The sequence below is a fragment of the Paenibacillus xinjiangensis genome (assembly GCF_059686975.1).
The window spans coordinates 78,280-94,119 of the sequence record NZ_JCAALS010000026.1 but is presented as its reverse complement, the minus strand read 5'-3'; the positions used below and the strand labels follow the sequence as shown (position 1 = coordinate 94,119).

The window sequence follows — 15,840 nt, the reverse complement described above, 5'->3', positions numbered from 1 at the left end:
CATTTTTCTTGCTTGTATAAAATTCGAAACGGCATAGGACTATTTCCTATGCCGTTTCGGATTCATTTTCTATTCACGATCTTGTCTCTGAGTTTAACTTAATGACATTGAGCTTTCTGGCTCGGATTTTAATATCTTACTAACTTCCTCCCATACGCCCTTATTGATACGAACGGACAGACCACCAAGAAATTGTTGGTCATTAAATCGATTAATGCTATGGTAAGCATAAATACCGTTATCTGATTGTTTGAAATACATATTGACCGGCTTTTGCAGCATACGACGCCATACGCTTTTTTCAATATCGAGGGAGTATATGAGTCCGCTGTTCGCATAATTAACCGAGTACATCTTTTGGCTTTGATGTGTATACAGCGACAGTTCATCTATTTTTTTTGAATGAGCATAGAACGCTGCAGTCAGTGTTTCCTGAATATATCGTTGCGTTCTAAATTGCTGTCCCCCATTCTGCGAGTCTATCGTATTAAGGCCATCTCTTAATTGTTGATTCACTTGTATGGAATAAAATAAAACGTTTACTTGGCGAATTAATTCATCCAAGTATTGATCGGCCCACATCATACGAGAGCGATTCGCTTCAATAATCTCTTTTTCCACAGTACTTCGCGTATTGATTGTCGCTATCCAGGTAACAGTCAATACAGGCAAAGTTGTAAGGCATATCATTAGAACCATTAATCTATAGCGAATACTTGCTCGTTTCATCTATTATTTCCAACCCCCTTCGACTGGTATTTCAGCCTGATGAGCTTTTAATTTTTTCGTCGTTTCTCAGAAAGTTACTCCGCCATGCACACCTCAATTTATGCTAGCAAATCCATCCATTTTCAATATAGCCCAAGCCCTCAAACGAAACAATAGCGAGGATTAGCGATTCTTATTGCACAATATTGATGTAGAATTCGAGAAAACATTTCATGATATAAATAAATTTTCTTGTGTATTTAATTCCTCACAGTGGTCAACTAGAACTGAAATTTGTATACAAGATTGAAACAAACAAAACCCCAGAAAAGGGGCTTTGTCCACAGTGAGTATATTTTTTATAAAATAAATCATAAAATTACGGCAAGATCAGCTTAAAGTTATCGAAGGTTAGAGGCACTTGAATCTACCGGACTTAGTGAAATTAGGGAGCGCGATGTCGACTCATTGTCAGGCGGGCAGCGCCAGCGGGCTTGGATAGCGATGACACTTGCTCAGGAAACGCCTATTATTTTACTGGATGAGCCGACCACCTATCTTAATCTTATCCATCAGATCGAAGTATTGGATCTGCTCTATGATCTGAACCGGCTAGAGCAGCGGACAATCGTCATGGTCATGGTGCTGCATGATATTAATCTGGCCTGCCGTTATGCCGACCATATCGTCGCAATCCGCCAAGGCAGCATTGCCGCACAAGGCCAACCCGAGGAAATCATCGATGCGAAGCTAATGTCCACCGTGTTCCAGCTCGATTGCGAGATTATTGCTGATCCGCTGTTCGGTACTCCGCTATGCGTTCCCCGCGGCAAAGGCCGCGTGCACTCATTAAGATAAAAAATACTATATAGAGAAGATACAACAAAGAAGCCCGGTCCAGTGACATGGCTTCTTTGTTGTTAGTCCCTCAACTAAACAGGAAGTGAATAGTGATACTGCGATACGCTATTTAGCTTAGCCGCCTTGTTTAATGAGAAGGACATGCCATGCTGGATGTAGGGCCAATCTATACCTCTGTTACATAACGGTAGGCGATAAGGGCGTATGCTTGGGCAGCTACTAACACTTCATCCAGTGGCACGAACTCATTAGGAGCATGAGCTACATCAAGCGTGCCAGGGCCGTACAGCACCGAAGGTATTCCAGCTGCCGCAAGCATTTCGACTTCTGCATACCCATTAAAACCCATAAACTCTGCTTCCTGTCCTGTTAGATCGGCAAGCGACTTGACCAAAGCTTGTACTACCTCCTCTGATTCATTAACGGCCCAGTTACTGAATTTCTGCCGTAGAACGAGCTCCACGGCTATGCCCTCTTCCCGAGTGAACGATTCGGTCAGCTCACGAATTTCCCGCTCGGCCTCCTCCAATATCTCATTAGGCAGTACCTGACGATCAAATTCCAGCTCACACCGATCAGGAACAAGGGTCACACCAACGCCGCCTTGCACCTTACCTACGTTAACGGTAGGGTACCTTAATCCCCGTACATCCATTCGAACCTTGAGAGAATCGTTATATTGTCGGAGCACCTCCAAATAACGTCCCATCTTATAAATGGCGTTATCACCGGCAAATGCGTTACCGGTATGCGCACTGCGGCCGAACGTCTTCGCTGTATACTCCAGTGCCCCTTTTAACTGACTTCCAATTCGAAGTCCAGTCGGCTCAGAGACATATGCCATTGTGCAATGCTTAAGCTTATTCGTCTTCAACAGTGCAGTCGTCCCCTTAAAGTCTACCTCTTCGTCAATTACTGCAGTAAACAGAAGCCCTCTCTCGAATGACACACCGCTGCGACAGAGCGCCTTTACAGCCATAATCATAGCTGTCAGACCTGCTTTCATGTCCGCCGACCCAAGGCCGTATAATCGCCCGTCACGGATTATTGCCCCCCAAGGATCATCGATCCACAAATCTAGATTCCCTGCCGGCACCGTATCCATGTGCCCATTGAACAAGAGCTTATCAGGCCTTGTTCCTTCCAGTGTTGCTATGACATTATAGCGCTTCCCCTCAACGAACTGAAGCTCTACCCGACAGCCCTCGGCTTGCAGCGTTTCGGCAATCATTTCTCCGACTGCATGCTCTCTTCCCGGTGGATTCTCGGTGTTTACCTGTACGAGCCGTTGCAATAATGCTGTCAGTTCTTCTTTATCTATACCATTAAGCAGCAATCGTTCATACTCAGTCAGCACCTTCAGATTCAGTCCCTTCCATCACATTGTGGCCCTACTCGTAACCGCTGCGCATCCTTTAGATAAGCTTGGAGAACCTCTCGAACAAGGAATCCACTCGTCCGCCAATTTCACGTTCGGATACCGTTAGTAATCCGGTAGTGTCATAGACTTGACGCCCGTTCACAACAACCCGTTTGACTGCCGAAGGCTGCATCGCGTAAACCATATTTGCAAACAGTTCGTTCTTGGGAGCAAGTGATAAATCATTAATGTCGATAGCCGCAAAATCAGCATATTGACCCGCCTCAAGAGTGCCGATCGGCAGCCGCAGCGCCTTGCCGCCGTTTGTCGTTCCCATGCGATAGGCCTCGCCTGCCGTTACACATGTCCCGTCCAGTCGTGTGACCTTCTGCAGCATGGCGACCATACGGATTTCCTCATAAACACTAATTCTATTGTTGCTGCAAGCACCGTCTGTACCTAATGAAATGTTAACACCAGCCTGGGCTAGATCAGGAATACGAGTCACTCCATCTGCAAGGAACATGTTGCTGGACGGGCAATAAGCAAGTGAACCGCCCCGCTTGCCAACAAGCTCGACCTCGGAATCGTCCAGCCATACGAGATGAATCGCAATGATGCGCTCATCTAGCACACCTAAAGAATCTAAATAATGAATCGGTCTCAAGCCATAATCTCGTAGTGTTTCCTCAACCTCGAACATCTCTTCTGCTACATGGATATGGAATGGTGTGTTAAGCTCGACCGCGAGCTTATGTCCGGCACGAATCATCTCCGGTGATGCTGCATGCGGACTGTGAGGTGCGGGATGTACAGTAACCATCGAGTTTCCTTGATATTTTTTGGCTAGTGCTCGTGTGCGTTCCACAGCCTCAGGGATCGTCTCTCGGTAAGCCAGCGGAGCACCGGACCAATCATACATTGTTCTGGCAAACACGAGGCGGATTCCGAGGTCGTTAGCAGCCCGGATAACAGCTTCGTCGTAGGTGGTTCCACCATTATGGACGTAAAAGAAGTCACAAACCGTCGTCACCCCATAACGGAGCATCTCTCCGAAGGCAAGTAATGCTCCGGTGTAGATCGCTTCTTCATCCAGCAATGGTGTATATTTGTAGAGGGCTTGATCGCGCCATTCGAGAAAAGGTTTATCGATAGCAATGCCGCGTAACAAGCTTTGAAAAGAGTGATTATGTGCATTAACCGTTCCCGGAACGATTGCCTGACCGTCCCATGCAATAACCTCTGCATCTGGATATTGTATAGACAACTCGGTCCATTTTCCAGTAGCGATAATCAAGCCTTGTTCCACAAGGAGTGCACTTTGTTTCTGGAATTCTCCGTTCAAATAGACCAAATCTGCTGTATACAACTTACGCATTCGAATCCTCCTATCGATTTAATTGCTCATCCATAGCTATCAGCGATTGTAATAGAACATTCCCAATCTTCTCGATGTCCTCGATTCGGCTCTCCTCTTCCGGACAATGGCTCTTGCCCTGCAAGCTCGGTACGAACAGCATACATGAACGCGTGAGGGATGCCATGTGCGCCGCATCATGACCAGCCATGCTTCCCAGCAGATAAGTAGCATACCCAAGCCTCTCGGCTTCGCTTTTGCAGATAAAAGCGACGAGTGGGTCCATGTCGGATGGATGCTGATCAAGAAGCAGCTTACGTTCCAGACGTACGCCTCTATTTGTAGCGATTGCTTCAGAGCGATGCGTCCATTTGTGGAGCGCTTCCTGAATTTCTCCCCTCGTCGTACCCCGGATTTCCAGTTGGAATTGAACCTTCCCGGGGATGATGTTAGCCGCATTGGGATAATTAGTGATTCTTCCAATCGTGCCCACTGTTTCGTCCGCAGGATGCTCTAGACAAACGGCTTCTAAGGAGAGCATTATTTCTGAGGCTGCCATAAGGGCATCCTTGCGGTTATTCATTAGAGTCGTCCCCGCATGGTTCGCTTCTCCCAACACCGTAACCTCCTCGCGGTAAATGCCCGTAATTGCAGTCACGATTCCAACCGGGATGTCCCTCTCCAGCAAGCGCAAGCCTTGTTCTATGTGTACCTCAAGAAACGCAGCCAACTCTTCGGGTCTGCGACGAGCCTGTTCGAAGTAATCAGGCTCACCTCCCGCTGCTCGAAGAGCATCTACGATCAACGTGCCCTTATCATCTTGAACACCGTCAAGATTGCTTCGGAGAAGCTTGCCCGCCACCGTTCGGCTGCCAAAGGTAGATAAGCCGAAGGGGTTAGGTTCTTCCGCGCTAAATGATACGAGTTCGAATGGATGACGCGTAGTAGCCCCGTTCTCCTTCAGCACCCGCATAACTTCTAGTGCGAGAATGACACCTAGCGCTCCGTCGTATTGACCACCGTTAGGAACGGTATCAATATGGGAGCCGAATGCGATAACAGGTAGGCTCGTTTCTCGTCCTTCCCTGCGAGCCCAGATGTTAGCAGCTTCATCAACTCGTACCGATAGGCCTATCTCACATAACCGTTCTTTCAACCAGTCACGCGCCTTCAGCTCGTCTGGGGTGAACGTTGTGCGATCCATCCCACCTTCTGCATTTCGCCCGATTTCACCCAATACTCGAATGGTTTCCGCTATTCGTTCAGCATTAACCCTCAGCTCCTTCATGGGTTCATCCTCTTTTTCTGTAATATAACGGGTACGCCTTTCTTAATGACGGATTCAACCAGATTAACTGCAAAATGGTATTGTAAATAGAGATAGTTCGGAGCGTCGAATAGGACCAGATCAGCTTGTTTACCGACCTCAATACTGCCGATACGGTCGGCGCGACCAATGGCATGAGCAGCATTAATCGTGCACGCCGTCAACACTTCGGCCGGAGTCATTCTCATCGTCAGACAGGCCAGATTCATAATGAAAGGAAGTGATTCCGTCGGACATGAACCGGGATTGCGATCTGTGGATAATGCTATAGGAACACCGGCTTCGATCATTTTCCGAGCATTAGCTGGATTAGTCATGAGAAAGAACGCGGTTCCTGGCAATAAAACACCGATTACACCCTTCTCCGCCATGGCTCGAATCCCTTCGTCGGATACTTGAAGTAAATGCTCAGCCGATATCGCTCCAATCTCTGCAGCCAATTCCCCTCCACTGTAAGGAACGATCTCGTCAGCATGAATTTTGGGCTTCAAGCCCCACTTCATGCCAGCTTCCAGAATCGTCCGCGACTGAGCTGGGGTGAAGACGCCTTCCTCACAGAACACGTCGCAATACTCGGCCAATTGCTCGGCTGCTACCGCAGGAATCATCTCCTCCGTCACAAGCTGAACATAGGCATCAGGATCGCTCTTGTACTCAAGCGGCACTGCGTGTGCCCCCATGAAAGTCGAGACAAGGTCCACTGGATGGCGCTCGTTCAGTGTACGTGCGACCCTCAATTGCTTCAACTCGTCTTCAACACTTAGACCGTAACCGCTTTTCGCTTCAATCGTTGTTACGCCATGCTCCAGAAATCGGTCCAACCGCTTTTCCGTTTCCTTAACCAACTGTAACTCGCTCGCTTCACGGGTTCTTTCCGTAGAATACAGAATACCGCCACCGGCGTGCAATATTTCCATATAAGACGCACCCTGAAGCCTCATGTTTAATTCGTTCTCACGGGACCCAGCGAACACAACATGCGTATGCGGATCGACGAGGCCCGGCGTAACGATTCTTCCCCCCGCCTCAATGACAGTTATGTCGTTGTCTTTGGCATGAAGCTCAACATAATGGTACGCTTCCTCATCACTTCCGACGAAGACGATAAGATCGTCTTCCAAGACGATGCCACCATTCTCGATAATATGCAGCTCTTCCATTTCCTTGCCGATTCTTGGCTTGTCATCCGTACCTCTGATCGTAATCACCTGAGAAGCGTTCCGGATATAGATCATACCGTTATCCCCTTCCGATTAATCGAGCATCGGCATGTGGATGCCTTTGTTCTTCGCGGTATCCACGGCCAATTCATAGCCGGCATCCGCATGACGGACGACACCCATGCCAGGATCGGTCGTCAATACACGATCCAATCTCTCTTCCGCATCCTTCGATCCATCAGCAACGACAACCATCCCCGCATGGAGAGAATACCCCATACCAACGCCGCCACCGTGATGAAAGGACACCCAGCTGGCTCCAGCCGCCGTGTTCACGAGCGCATTCAGAATCGGCCAGTCGGCAATCGCATCGCTTCCATCGAGCATCGCTTCAGTTTCCCGATTAGGGGAAGCTACCGAGCCGGCATCTAGATGATCCCGACCGATAACAATCGGCGCTGACAGCTCTCCCGATGCGACCATATCATTGATGATTTTACCGAACTGTGCCCGCTCCCCATACCCCAGCCAGCAGATCCGGGAAGGCAGGCCCTGGAAGGCGATTTTTTCCTGCGCTAGTCTAATCCATCGGCATAGATTCTCATTGTGAGCGAACGTCTTCATAATGGCTTCGTCCGTTTTATAAATATCTTCCGGATCACCGGACAAGGCGACCCAACGGAACGGCCCCTTGCCTTCGCAAAATTGCGGACGGATATAAGCGGGCACGAAGCCCGGGAAGGAGAATGCTTCAGTTACGCCCTCATCATAGGCGACCTGACGGATATTATTACCATAATCAAATGCAATAGCACCCAACTTCTTCATGCCAAGCATTGCCTCGACATGTTGGGCCATGCTGGCTTTGGCCAGCTTAACGTACTCACCCGGGTTCTCCTCACGCAGTTTCTTGCCTTCATCCAATGTATAACCAACAGGTAAATAACCATTCAAAGGATCATGAGCGGAGGTCTGGTCGGTAATAATGTCCGGAATAAATCCTAGCTCGATCATCTGTGGGAGCACCTCAGCCGCGTTGCCTAGCAACCCGATTGACAGCGGCCGTCCTTCTTCCTTTGCATCCAAAGCCAGTGATATCGCATCGTCGAGACTGTGCACCAGCATATCGCAGTAACGCGAATAAATCCGTTTCTCAATTCGGCTCTGATCCACTTCGATACCGATAACCACCCCTTCATTCATCGTTACTGCCAGCGTTTGGGCACCGCCCATACCTCCAAGACCGGCAGTTACGGTAATCGTTCCTTTTAGGCTGCCATCGAAATGTTGTCTTGCACATTCCGCGAATGTCTCATAGGTGCCTTGGACGATACCCTGACTACCGATATAAATCCAGCTGCCCGCAGTCATCTGTCCGTACATGATAAGCCCTTTCTTGTCGAGCTCTTGGAACTTTTCCCAATTCGCCCATGCCGGAACTAGATTGGAGTTGGCAAGCAGCACGCGTGGAGCGTCTTTGTGGGTACGGAATACGGCGACCGGCTTACCAGATTGAATGAGCAGCGTCTCATTCTCCTCAAGTTTCTGTAGTGAGGTGACGATCGTATCATAGCTTTCCCAATTGCGGGCTGCTTTGCCGATCCCTCCGTATACGACCAATGTCTCAGGATGCTCGGCAACCTCAGGATCGAGATTGTTCATCAGCATCCGCAGCGCAGCCTCTTGAACCCATCCCTTTGATTGCAACTCAGTTCCTCTTGGTGCACGGACTATTCTTCCCTCTGTATCCAAACTCATTGGCTATTCCCTCCTTGAGAATGTTAGGTTCATACGACTCATTGAATTTTCAGAAGATGTGACAATCCATCCAACGAATCCAAACGTTTCATCCAGTCGACTATTATTCGAAAATCATTCGAAAGAACACGATCTTGATCAACGAACGACATTCGTTCCCGGCAGCGCTTGTACAGCCAGCTTGTTCCAGCTCCAAGAAGAGCAGGATCACGAAAGTCAGCAGCCTGAGCGCCGCACAGCAGCTCGATAGCCAAGACGGAATATGCATTGTTCACAATCTGCCGCGCTTTTCTTGCTCCAATCGTCCCCATACTTACATGGTCCTCTTGATTTCCCGAGGATGGGATGGAATCAACGCTTGCCGGATGGGCAAGTGATTTGTTCTCCGAGACGACTGATGCAGCGGCATACTGCGCGATCATGAAACCCGACTGTATTCCCCCGTTATTAGTTAGAAAAGGAGGCAGATTCTCATTGAGATGCGGATTAACCATCCGCTCAATACGGCGCTCGGAGATGTTCGCCAGCTCCGCGGCGCTGATGGAGAGGTGATCCATTGACAGTGCAATGGGTTGCCCGTGAAAATTGCCTCCCGAAATTACGCGTTCTTCATCCACAAAGATTAGCGGATTATCTGTAGCTGAATTGATCTCGATTACCAGCTTCTCTTCTATATAGGCGATGGCATCTCGACTTGCTCCATGTACTTGCGGCGCGCATCGCAGTGAATAGGCATCTTGTACCCGGCGTTCTCCCTGATCAGTCATTAATTTGCTGCCTGAGGTCAGACTTCGAATATGTTGAGCAGAATGACTCTGTCCAAGATGTGGACGGATTGCATGAGTCTCCTTGTCGAATGCATCCCTAACACCGAACAGCACCTCGCACGTTAAGGCAGCCGTACAGTCGGCCCAATCTGCCAATCGCTTGGCGTCCCAGCATGCCAGAACACCGACTGCCGTCATTACTTGTGTGCCATTGATAAGTGCAAGCCCTTCTTTCGCCTCCAGAGAGATCGTCTTAAGCCCCGCTCGTTCCATCGCAACGCCGCCAGGGAGCTGTTCCTCTTTATAATACGCTTCGCCTTCACCGACCAGGACGAGCGCCAGATGTGATAGTGGCGCCAAATCCCCGCTTGCACCAAGTGAGCCTTGTTCGGGAATAACAGGCGTTACACCGCAATTCAACATATCTGCCATCAATTGAACGACTTTCGGGCGAATGCCCGAATACCCAAGTGCAAGAGCGTTGATCCGAAGGAGGAGAATGGCCCGAACCACTTCTTCCGAGAACGGATTGCCAATGCCACATGCATGACTCCGAATGAGATTGAGCTGAAGTACTTTGGCATCCTCTGCAGAAATATAAGTGTCGCTAAATTTACCGAAACCCGTCGTCAGGCCATAAACCACTTTTTTCTCGCTAAGAAGCTTCTCCACATAATCACGTGAGCGTTTCATCTTAATTATGCTAGTATCGTCGATCTCTACTTTCAACTGATGACGGGCCACGCGTACAACTTCTTCCATCGTAAGGGAACGTCCATCAATATGAACCGATAACTCAGTCGTGCCTACCACCCTATCACCTGCTCTACGAGTAATAAAAAAAGCCCATACCAAATTCGTGGTACTGGCTTCTAAATCACTATTCACTAAATTGCCACTGTTTACTAAATTACTACTATTCCTGTCTTACCGTCCTTGAAGCGGTCTTTCCTAAACTTACAATTATTATTATGTTTGTGTAGCCATTTTCTTGAGTGTTTTTTGTCTCTCCAGCTCAGACACGATCTCTCGCTTGTACTGAACGAATTGATCGGACAGCATGTCATTCCAATTGCGCGGCTTGCTCATCTCGATAGAGATTTCTTTCGCTACCCTACCCGGATGGGCACTCATTACATAGACCCGATCCGACAAATATATAGCTTCCTCCACGTCATGTGTGACAAACAGAACGCCGCATTTCTCTTCCTCCCAAATTCTCATAAGCAAATCCTGCATATCTCTTCGGGTCTGTGCATCAAGCGCCCCGAACGGCTCATCCATAAGTAGAAGCTTAGGTCGGTATACGAGAGCACGTGCAATTGCCACACGCTGCTGCATCCCACCCGACATTTCCGCTGGATAAGAATTCTCAAACCCTTTTAGACCAACTAGATCAAGAAAATGATAGGCCATCTCTTTTTTCTCCGACTTACTCATTCCCTTCGCCTTTTTCAAAGCGAAAGCGACATTCTCCCACGCATGCATCCAGGGCAAAAGGCTATACTGCTGAAAAATAACACCCCTATCCCTTCCGGCACCCATGATCGGAGCGTCATGCAACGTCAATGTCCCTTCAGATTTGGAGTCTAGTCCAGCTACCAGTCGCAGGAACGTGGACTTGCCACAACCAGAAGGACCAAGTAAAGATACGAATTCTTCTTGGTGAATCGTTAGATGAACATGCTCGAGTGCGACAACTTCTTTCTTGTCGCTTATAAATTTTTTGCTCACATCGTCAGCATAGAGCATAATTTCTTTATGTGCTGGTTTATCGTTAAGCAAATGTATACCCATCATCACTCACCCTTTCGATTTCTCCAGCATTTTCCACGGGAACATTTTGCGATAGAGCAATGCAAATAGCTGGTCAGTAATTAATCCGAATAATCCAATAACAATAATGCCAAGGACAATACGATCGGTACTTAAATATCGTTGGGCTTGCATGATTCGGAAGCCCAATCCCTCTGATGCGGCAACCAACTCAGCAACGACCAGATACGTCCATGCCCATCCCCATGTTGTCCGGAATGTATCTACCATACCAGGAAGAGCGGCACGAAATACGATACTACGAGTGATTTCCCCTTTATTAAAGCCGAGAGTGTGACCGACCTCTAGAAGAGATTTATTTACGGTTTTACAATTATCAGCGATCATAAGAACTTCCTGGAAAAATACACCGAGGAAAAGGATGAAAAACTTCTGCATGTCGGAAATTCCGAACCATAGAATGGACAACGGAATGAATGCGACGGCAGGCATATAACGTATTAAACCGACTAGTGGCTCGAAGATTGCTTGCCATAGTCTTGAAGTAGCCATCAACATTCCGATCGGGACTGCAAATATAGTAGATATGATAAAACCCATCGTAATGCGATAGAAGCTGACTCCCACATCATTAAAAAAGATGCCTTCATTAATTTCCTCTACCAGTGCTTTTATCGTATCTCCGGGGGTCGGCAGGAATAGAGGATCGATTAAATTCGAATAAGTTACGATAGACCATACAGCCAATACTAAAAGGATACTTGTGATTGAAATAATCGTATATTTACTCAACTGCATCCCCATCCTAAATATGATTAAAACCAAAACCAATGGTTTCATGCTCAAAACCTTTTTTAGGAGCTCCGATCGTGCCGTAGATGGCTATCCCTACCCAATCTCCTTCATGCTGGGTCGTATTATTCAGCTTGCCTCGTACGATAGAGAAAGTTAAACCCACGGTTCGCAGTATGTTACCGAATTGAACCTCTCCTCTTCCAACTCCCTGTAGAGCTTCAATTGTAGCATGATAAACCGCATGTATTTCCCGATATGAATCACTGTCAATAATCTTGTTATTCTTCGCTGCTGTCTCTATAGCAGCTATGACCTTCATCATGTCCATGGCACCAACTCTGCCGATTGTGTAACGAAATCCGCCGGCGCTTAATTCATGTTCTATCGTTTTTCTCCATTCATGTTCCTGAAGTATAGCTAACATAATTGCCAGCTTGCCTATGGGAAAGTTAGAATCTGAGCTATTGTTCATATGACTTATCCCCTCTCGACTATGGTTGTAAGTCACCGCCTCTCAACTCAAGAAGAGAGGCGGCTTTGCAGTTATTTCAGTTGGAACATTTTTTCGAGATCCACTTGCTTGTCGAGTACTTTTTGATTGGTTAGTATGTCTTGAATATCAGAAGCCATCTTCAGGAACTCTCCGGACTCTGCAAGATTCGCTTGATCCTCTGAATTAAAGTACTTCAAGCCTTCCAGAATAACAGGCATATCAGCGAGAGCGATTCCGCTCTTCTCAGCAAGAATCTTATTGCCCTCCTCTTTGTTGTCGTTCCAGTAAGCTAAAGTCTCGTCCCATACCTTTTTGAGTTTTTCTTTGATGTCGGGATGTTCAGAGAGAAATTCCGATTTTATGACGGCTATGTCACTGATTAGTCCTGGCGCATCTTCTCCGGAGTAAATGATTTGAATATCACCCTTGGCTTTAACTGTGGATATGTATGGCTCATATGTTACGGCTGCGTCCACATTTTTGGATAAGAGGGCAAGACCCGCATCAGAAGCTGGCATTAACACCACTGTGATATCATCAATGGTCATATTATTTTCCTTAAGCGCGTTTCTCAGCAGCAGGTCCGAAGTAGTTCCTTCCTCAAAGGCGACTTTCTTGCCTTTCAAGTCAGCTATGCTCTTAATATCGCTAGATGCTAGAATTGCATCCGCTCTGTGTGATTCATCCAGTAGAACAATTCCGTTCAGTGCCAGCCCGTTATTGCCAACCATCTTAATTGCAGAGTGAGTGGCGATATTCGCTACCTTAATGCTGTCTGCTGCAAAGGCGGCATTAATATCGGAATCTAGATTAAAGTTAACAACCGTAACATCCAGCCCGTATTTATCGAAAATGCCTTTCTCCGCCGCAACCCACCAAGGCCCATAGCCGACCCAAGGTTCAACACCCATTGTAAAACTCAGAGGCTCCTCCGTGCTAGAGTTTGAACCGGAAGTGGGCGTATTCTCTTCATTCGAGCTTCCACAAGCAGACAACATAACCATAGTCAAACATAGAAAAGTTAATAATATCCATTTTCTCTTCTCCAGCATCAGTAATCCACTCCCATTATATAATCAAAAATATTTCTATAATGTTATACATTAGGTGTTAATTCCGGTAATCCTCCAACGTCAAATTGACATTGAAATAGCCCCCTCCCCCCAGAATAATAAAAATGTGCCCTAAAGACAGGGCAAAAACAGTCCTGTTCATAAAAGGCACATTCTTTAGACTAATAACTATACAGCGCATGTTAATAATTGTAATCTCAAACTTAGATCATGTCAATTGGTTGTGTCACTAAAAATAACATGTCCAAAGATGATTAAATCGCTTACAATTCCAAAAACGAAAGATAAGATAAATAAGTGACGCTTACATTCGCATATGCCTAATTTCAATGTTACCTTTAATCACACAACAGCTTTACGGAAACGACTCTTCCACTAGCATACCCTATGAGTAATCTCGTACATTCTCAATCGATTGTGTACATAGTTCCCCCTTGAGGGGGGATATACCGAGCAATGAGCACTGGTATTTTATCGTTTATCATATACCAACATTCGTATATTCAAACTCATTCAAACAACCTAATATCAGCGGCTTTCACGTGACCTGGCAATTGTTCGTAGGTCCCCATTTCTTTGATTATTGGATATATTTCTTGCAATGCCTCTTTACTCAACTTCCCTATTGTTGAGTATTTCACCATATCTTTCGAGGTTATTCCAGAGAATGCTTTTGCAAAATGGTTAGTTGGTAAGACCGCTGTAATCCCTATCCCATAATTCGCTGCTGAGAATGGCGTGTTCTCTCCAACAAGTATTTCACCTGCATTTTTAATCATTGACATCATTTCGTTTTCAATTTCTTTACCACATACAACCATCAAATGCTCTGGTGCAAACCAATTTATAAATTCACATGCCTGACTAATGTCAGGTGCAACAACAATGGCTCCCTTGCCATTCGGGCCGAACACGTTGTGTAAATACTGTCTTCTTTTATCATCAAATTCATCCATGCACTTCCATAGAAGGAGTTCCACCTTTTCGGCAAGGCTCGAGGAAGTGGTGACAAGTATAGAAGAAGAATCAGGACCATGCTCCCCTTCATTGATTAAATCATAAGCAACCTTCAAGGGATCAGCGGTTTCATCAGCAAAAATTACACACTCCGTTGGGCCAATACCCAGCACACTCTTCTTCCCATAGGTCATTGCTATACTCATTGCGGCAGCAATGCCCCCTGGTCCTGGTCCGAAGATTCCGTCAACTTCAGGAATGGAATCCGTTCCTTGAGCAAATCCAGCTATTACGGAGACACCATTTCCTATAACGAATTGATCGGCTCCTGCAAGTTTTGCTGCTGCTACAGTCCCCTGGTCTCCATATCCATCCCCTAGTGGAGGCATTCCAACAACAATTTTTTTAACTCCTGCTACTTTTGCTGCTACAACCAACATGACGGCAGTTGATATTAATGGGCCTTTTCTTGCGGGTATCCATATTCCGACAGAATCTAACGGGTTTATATTCTCACCAATGACGGTTCCAGGTCTAATTTCCTTTTCCCATGATTTGTGCAGCATGGCCTCGTTAGCCTCTTGCACATTTTTTATTGCATGACCAATAGCTTCCTTTAGAGATGTTGAAAGTGAAGCAATGCTACGTTCAACATATTCGCTTGAAAGAACAAGCCCCTCCAATTCAACATTGTCATATTGCTTGGTTATTCTTCTGATCCCTTCGTCACCATTATTAGCAACCTCATCGAAAATAGATAAAACCCCGTTCAGTACATCCCTATTGAATAGAGTTTTATGTGTCTTGAAACGACTTGTTAGAGCTTCATTTTGTTCTGGAATTGTATACATAATACTTTGACTTTGCATATAGCTTCCTCCATTTTTTCAAATCATGATAGTCATGAGAAATAATGTATCCATGCTTTTTAGTTTCGAATCGACTTCGTAAATTAATTTATAAACGTTGCCCATTAATTCCAAATAAAGTATATGACTTACCTTTGGAATTGTAAAGTTCTTATTGGCCATAGCAAGTTGGATCACATATTGCTTTTATTTGACCTTGCACGCTGCTTTAAATTGTTCTAGATCAAGGTTAAAAGGACTATCAACTCCCTCTTCAATCGAAATAACATCATTGGGATCATATTTTGGAAATAGAATAGACAGTATTTCTACCTTCTCATTCGTAAAGTTAATAAATCCATGTGGAACACCACGTGAAACTTTGAAGATATCACCTTTTCCATATATATACTTTACTCCAGCGATATAATAAGCTATATTTCCCTGTGCTACTACATATACCTCATCTGTTTCTTGGTGAATAACTGGTTTGTAATAAGCAGCCGGTTCTATCTCAACATGATCAATCACACCAGTCGAAAACCCAAATACAGTTTGATAGGATAGTAAATCTGGTATTATTGTCTTCATCTAATCAAG

The 15,840-nt window shown here is 46.1% G+C and carries 13 protein-coding genes and 1 pseudogene; 1 reads left to right on the top strand and 13 read right to left on the bottom strand.

Going from position 1 to position 15,840, the window contains the following annotated elements:
* Nucleotides 1-93 precede the first annotated feature (93 nt).
* Nucleotides 94-729, bottom strand: a complete 636-nt coding sequence (locus AC6ESP_RS22855) for a hypothetical protein (protein ID WP_497099045.1) — start codon at nt 727-729, stop codon at nt 94-96.
* A gap of 393 nt (nt 730-1,122) precedes the next feature.
* Between AC6ESP_RS22855 and AC6ESP_RS22850 the strand changes: the two are divergent.
* Nucleotides 1,123-1,566, top strand: a pseudogene (locus AC6ESP_RS22850) (ABC transporter ATP-binding protein); the annotation flags it as partial.
* Nucleotides 1,567-1,735: 169 nt separating this feature from the next.
* Here AC6ESP_RS22850 and AC6ESP_RS22845 read toward each other — a convergent pair.
* From AC6ESP_RS22845 to AC6ESP_RS22790, 12 genes are all read right to left on the bottom strand, one after another.
* Nucleotides 1,736-2,926 (bottom strand): M20 family metallopeptidase, encoded by a 1,191-nt coding sequence (locus AC6ESP_RS22845; protein WP_497099044.1) that lies wholly within the window; start codon nt 2,924-2,926, stop codon nt 1,736-1,738.
* A gap of 58 nt (nt 2,927-2,984) precedes the next feature.
* Nucleotides 2,985-4,307 carry an amidohydrolase family protein gene (locus AC6ESP_RS22840; RefSeq protein ID WP_497099043.1) on the bottom strand — a complete coding sequence of 441 codons (1,323 nt, stop codon included), beginning with the start codon at nt 4,305-4,307 and terminating at the stop codon, nt 2,985-2,987.
* Nucleotides 4,308-4,317: 10 nt separating this feature from the next.
* Complete coding sequence (locus tag AC6ESP_RS22835; RefSeq protein ID WP_497099042.1) at nt 4,318-5,574, bottom strand: Zn-dependent hydrolase; 1,257 nt, start codon at nt 5,572-5,574, stop codon at nt 4,318-4,320.
* Nucleotides 5,571-6,848: an imidazolonepropionase gene (gene hutI / locus AC6ESP_RS22830; RefSeq protein ID WP_497099041.1), complete on the bottom strand. Its 1,278-nt coding sequence runs from the start codon at nt 6,846-6,848 to the stop codon at nt 5,571-5,573. Before hutI ends, AC6ESP_RS22835 begins: the two co-directional genes overlap by 4 nt.
* A gap of 18 nt (nt 6,849-6,866) precedes the next feature.
* Nucleotides 6,867-8,531 (bottom strand): urocanate hydratase, encoded by a 1,665-nt coding sequence (gene hutU, locus AC6ESP_RS22825; RefSeq protein WP_497099040.1) that lies wholly within the window; start codon nt 8,529-8,531, stop codon nt 6,867-6,869.
* A 38-nt stretch (nt 8,532-8,569) separates the two neighbouring features.
* Entirely contained in the window at nt 8,570-10,111 is a 1,542-nt protein-coding gene (gene hutH, locus AC6ESP_RS22820; RefSeq protein ID WP_497099039.1) for a histidine ammonia-lyase, read from the bottom strand.
* 156 nt (nt 10,112-10,267) lie between these two features.
* On the bottom strand, nt 10,268-11,095 hold the full coding sequence (locus tag AC6ESP_RS22815) for an ABC transporter ATP-binding protein (RefSeq protein WP_497099038.1): 828 nt from the start codon (nt 11,093-11,095) through the stop codon (nt 10,268-10,270).
* 6 nt (nt 11,096-11,101) lie between these two features.
* Nucleotides 11,102-11,866 (bottom strand): ABC transporter permease, encoded by a 765-nt coding sequence (locus tag AC6ESP_RS22810; RefSeq protein WP_497099037.1) that lies wholly within the window; start codon nt 11,864-11,866, stop codon nt 11,102-11,104.
* A gap of 13 nt (nt 11,867-11,879) precedes the next feature.
* The gene (gene hutP / locus AC6ESP_RS22805) at nt 11,880-12,341 is read right to left on the bottom strand and encodes a histidine utilization transcription antiterminator HutP (protein WP_497099036.1); all 462 of its coding nucleotides are present in this window, start codon (nt 12,339-12,341) and stop codon (nt 11,880-11,882) included.
* Nucleotides 12,342-12,412: 71 nt separating this feature from the next.
* Entirely contained in the window at nt 12,413-13,366 is a 954-nt protein-coding gene (locus AC6ESP_RS22800; RefSeq protein WP_497099035.1) for an ABC transporter substrate-binding protein, read from the bottom strand.
* Nucleotides 13,367-13,944: 578 nt separating this feature from the next.
* The gene (hisD, locus tag AC6ESP_RS22795; RefSeq protein WP_497099034.1) at nt 13,945-15,261 is read right to left on the bottom strand and encodes a histidinol dehydrogenase; all 1,317 of its coding nucleotides are present in this window, start codon (nt 15,259-15,261) and stop codon (nt 13,945-13,947) included.
* A gap of 186 nt (nt 15,262-15,447) precedes the next feature.
* Nucleotides 15,448-15,831 (bottom strand): cupin domain-containing protein, encoded by a 384-nt coding sequence (locus tag AC6ESP_RS22790; protein WP_497099033.1) that lies wholly within the window; start codon nt 15,829-15,831, stop codon nt 15,448-15,450.
* Between the last annotated feature and the right edge of the window lie 9 nt (nt 15,832-15,840).

What these genes read in the sequence shown, in the direction of transcription:
- AC6ESP_RS22855 (WP_497099045.1), bottom strand. Translation starts at nt 729, where the DNA reads ATGAAACGAGCAAGTATTCGCTATAGATTAATGGTTCTAATGATATGC.
- AC6ESP_RS22840 (WP_497099043.1), bottom strand. Translation starts at nt 4,307, where the DNA reads ATGCGTAAGTTGTATACAGCAGATTTGGTCTATTTGAACGGAGAATTC.
- AC6ESP_RS22835 (WP_497099042.1), bottom strand. Translation starts at nt 5,574, where the DNA reads ATGAAGGAGCTGAGGGTTAATGCTGAACGAATAGCGGAAACCATTCGA.
- hutI (WP_497099041.1), bottom strand. Translation starts at nt 6,848, where the DNA reads ATGATCTATATCCGGAACGCTTCTCAGGTGATTACGATCAGAGGTACG.
- hutU (WP_497099040.1), bottom strand. Translation starts at nt 8,531, where the DNA reads ATGAGTTTGGATACAGAGGGAAGAATAGTCCGTGCACCAAGAGGAACT.
- AC6ESP_RS22815 (WP_497099038.1), bottom strand. Translation starts at nt 11,095, where the DNA reads ATGGGTATACATTTGCTTAACGATAAACCAGCACATAAAGAAATTATG.
- hutP (WP_497099036.1), bottom strand. Translation starts at nt 12,341, where the DNA reads ATGAACAATAGCTCAGATTCTAACTTTCCCATAGGCAAGCTGGCAATT.
- AC6ESP_RS22800 (WP_497099035.1), bottom strand. Translation starts at nt 13,366, where the DNA reads ATGGTTATGTTGTCTGCTTGTGGAAGCTCGAATGAAGAGAATACGCCC.
- hisD (WP_497099034.1), bottom strand. Translation starts at nt 15,261, where the DNA reads ATGCAAAGTCAAAGTATTATGTATACAATTCCAGAACAAAATGAAGCT.
- AC6ESP_RS22790 (WP_497099033.1), bottom strand. Translation starts at nt 15,831, where the DNA reads ATGAAGACAATAATACCAGATTTACTATCCTATCAAACTGTATTTGGG.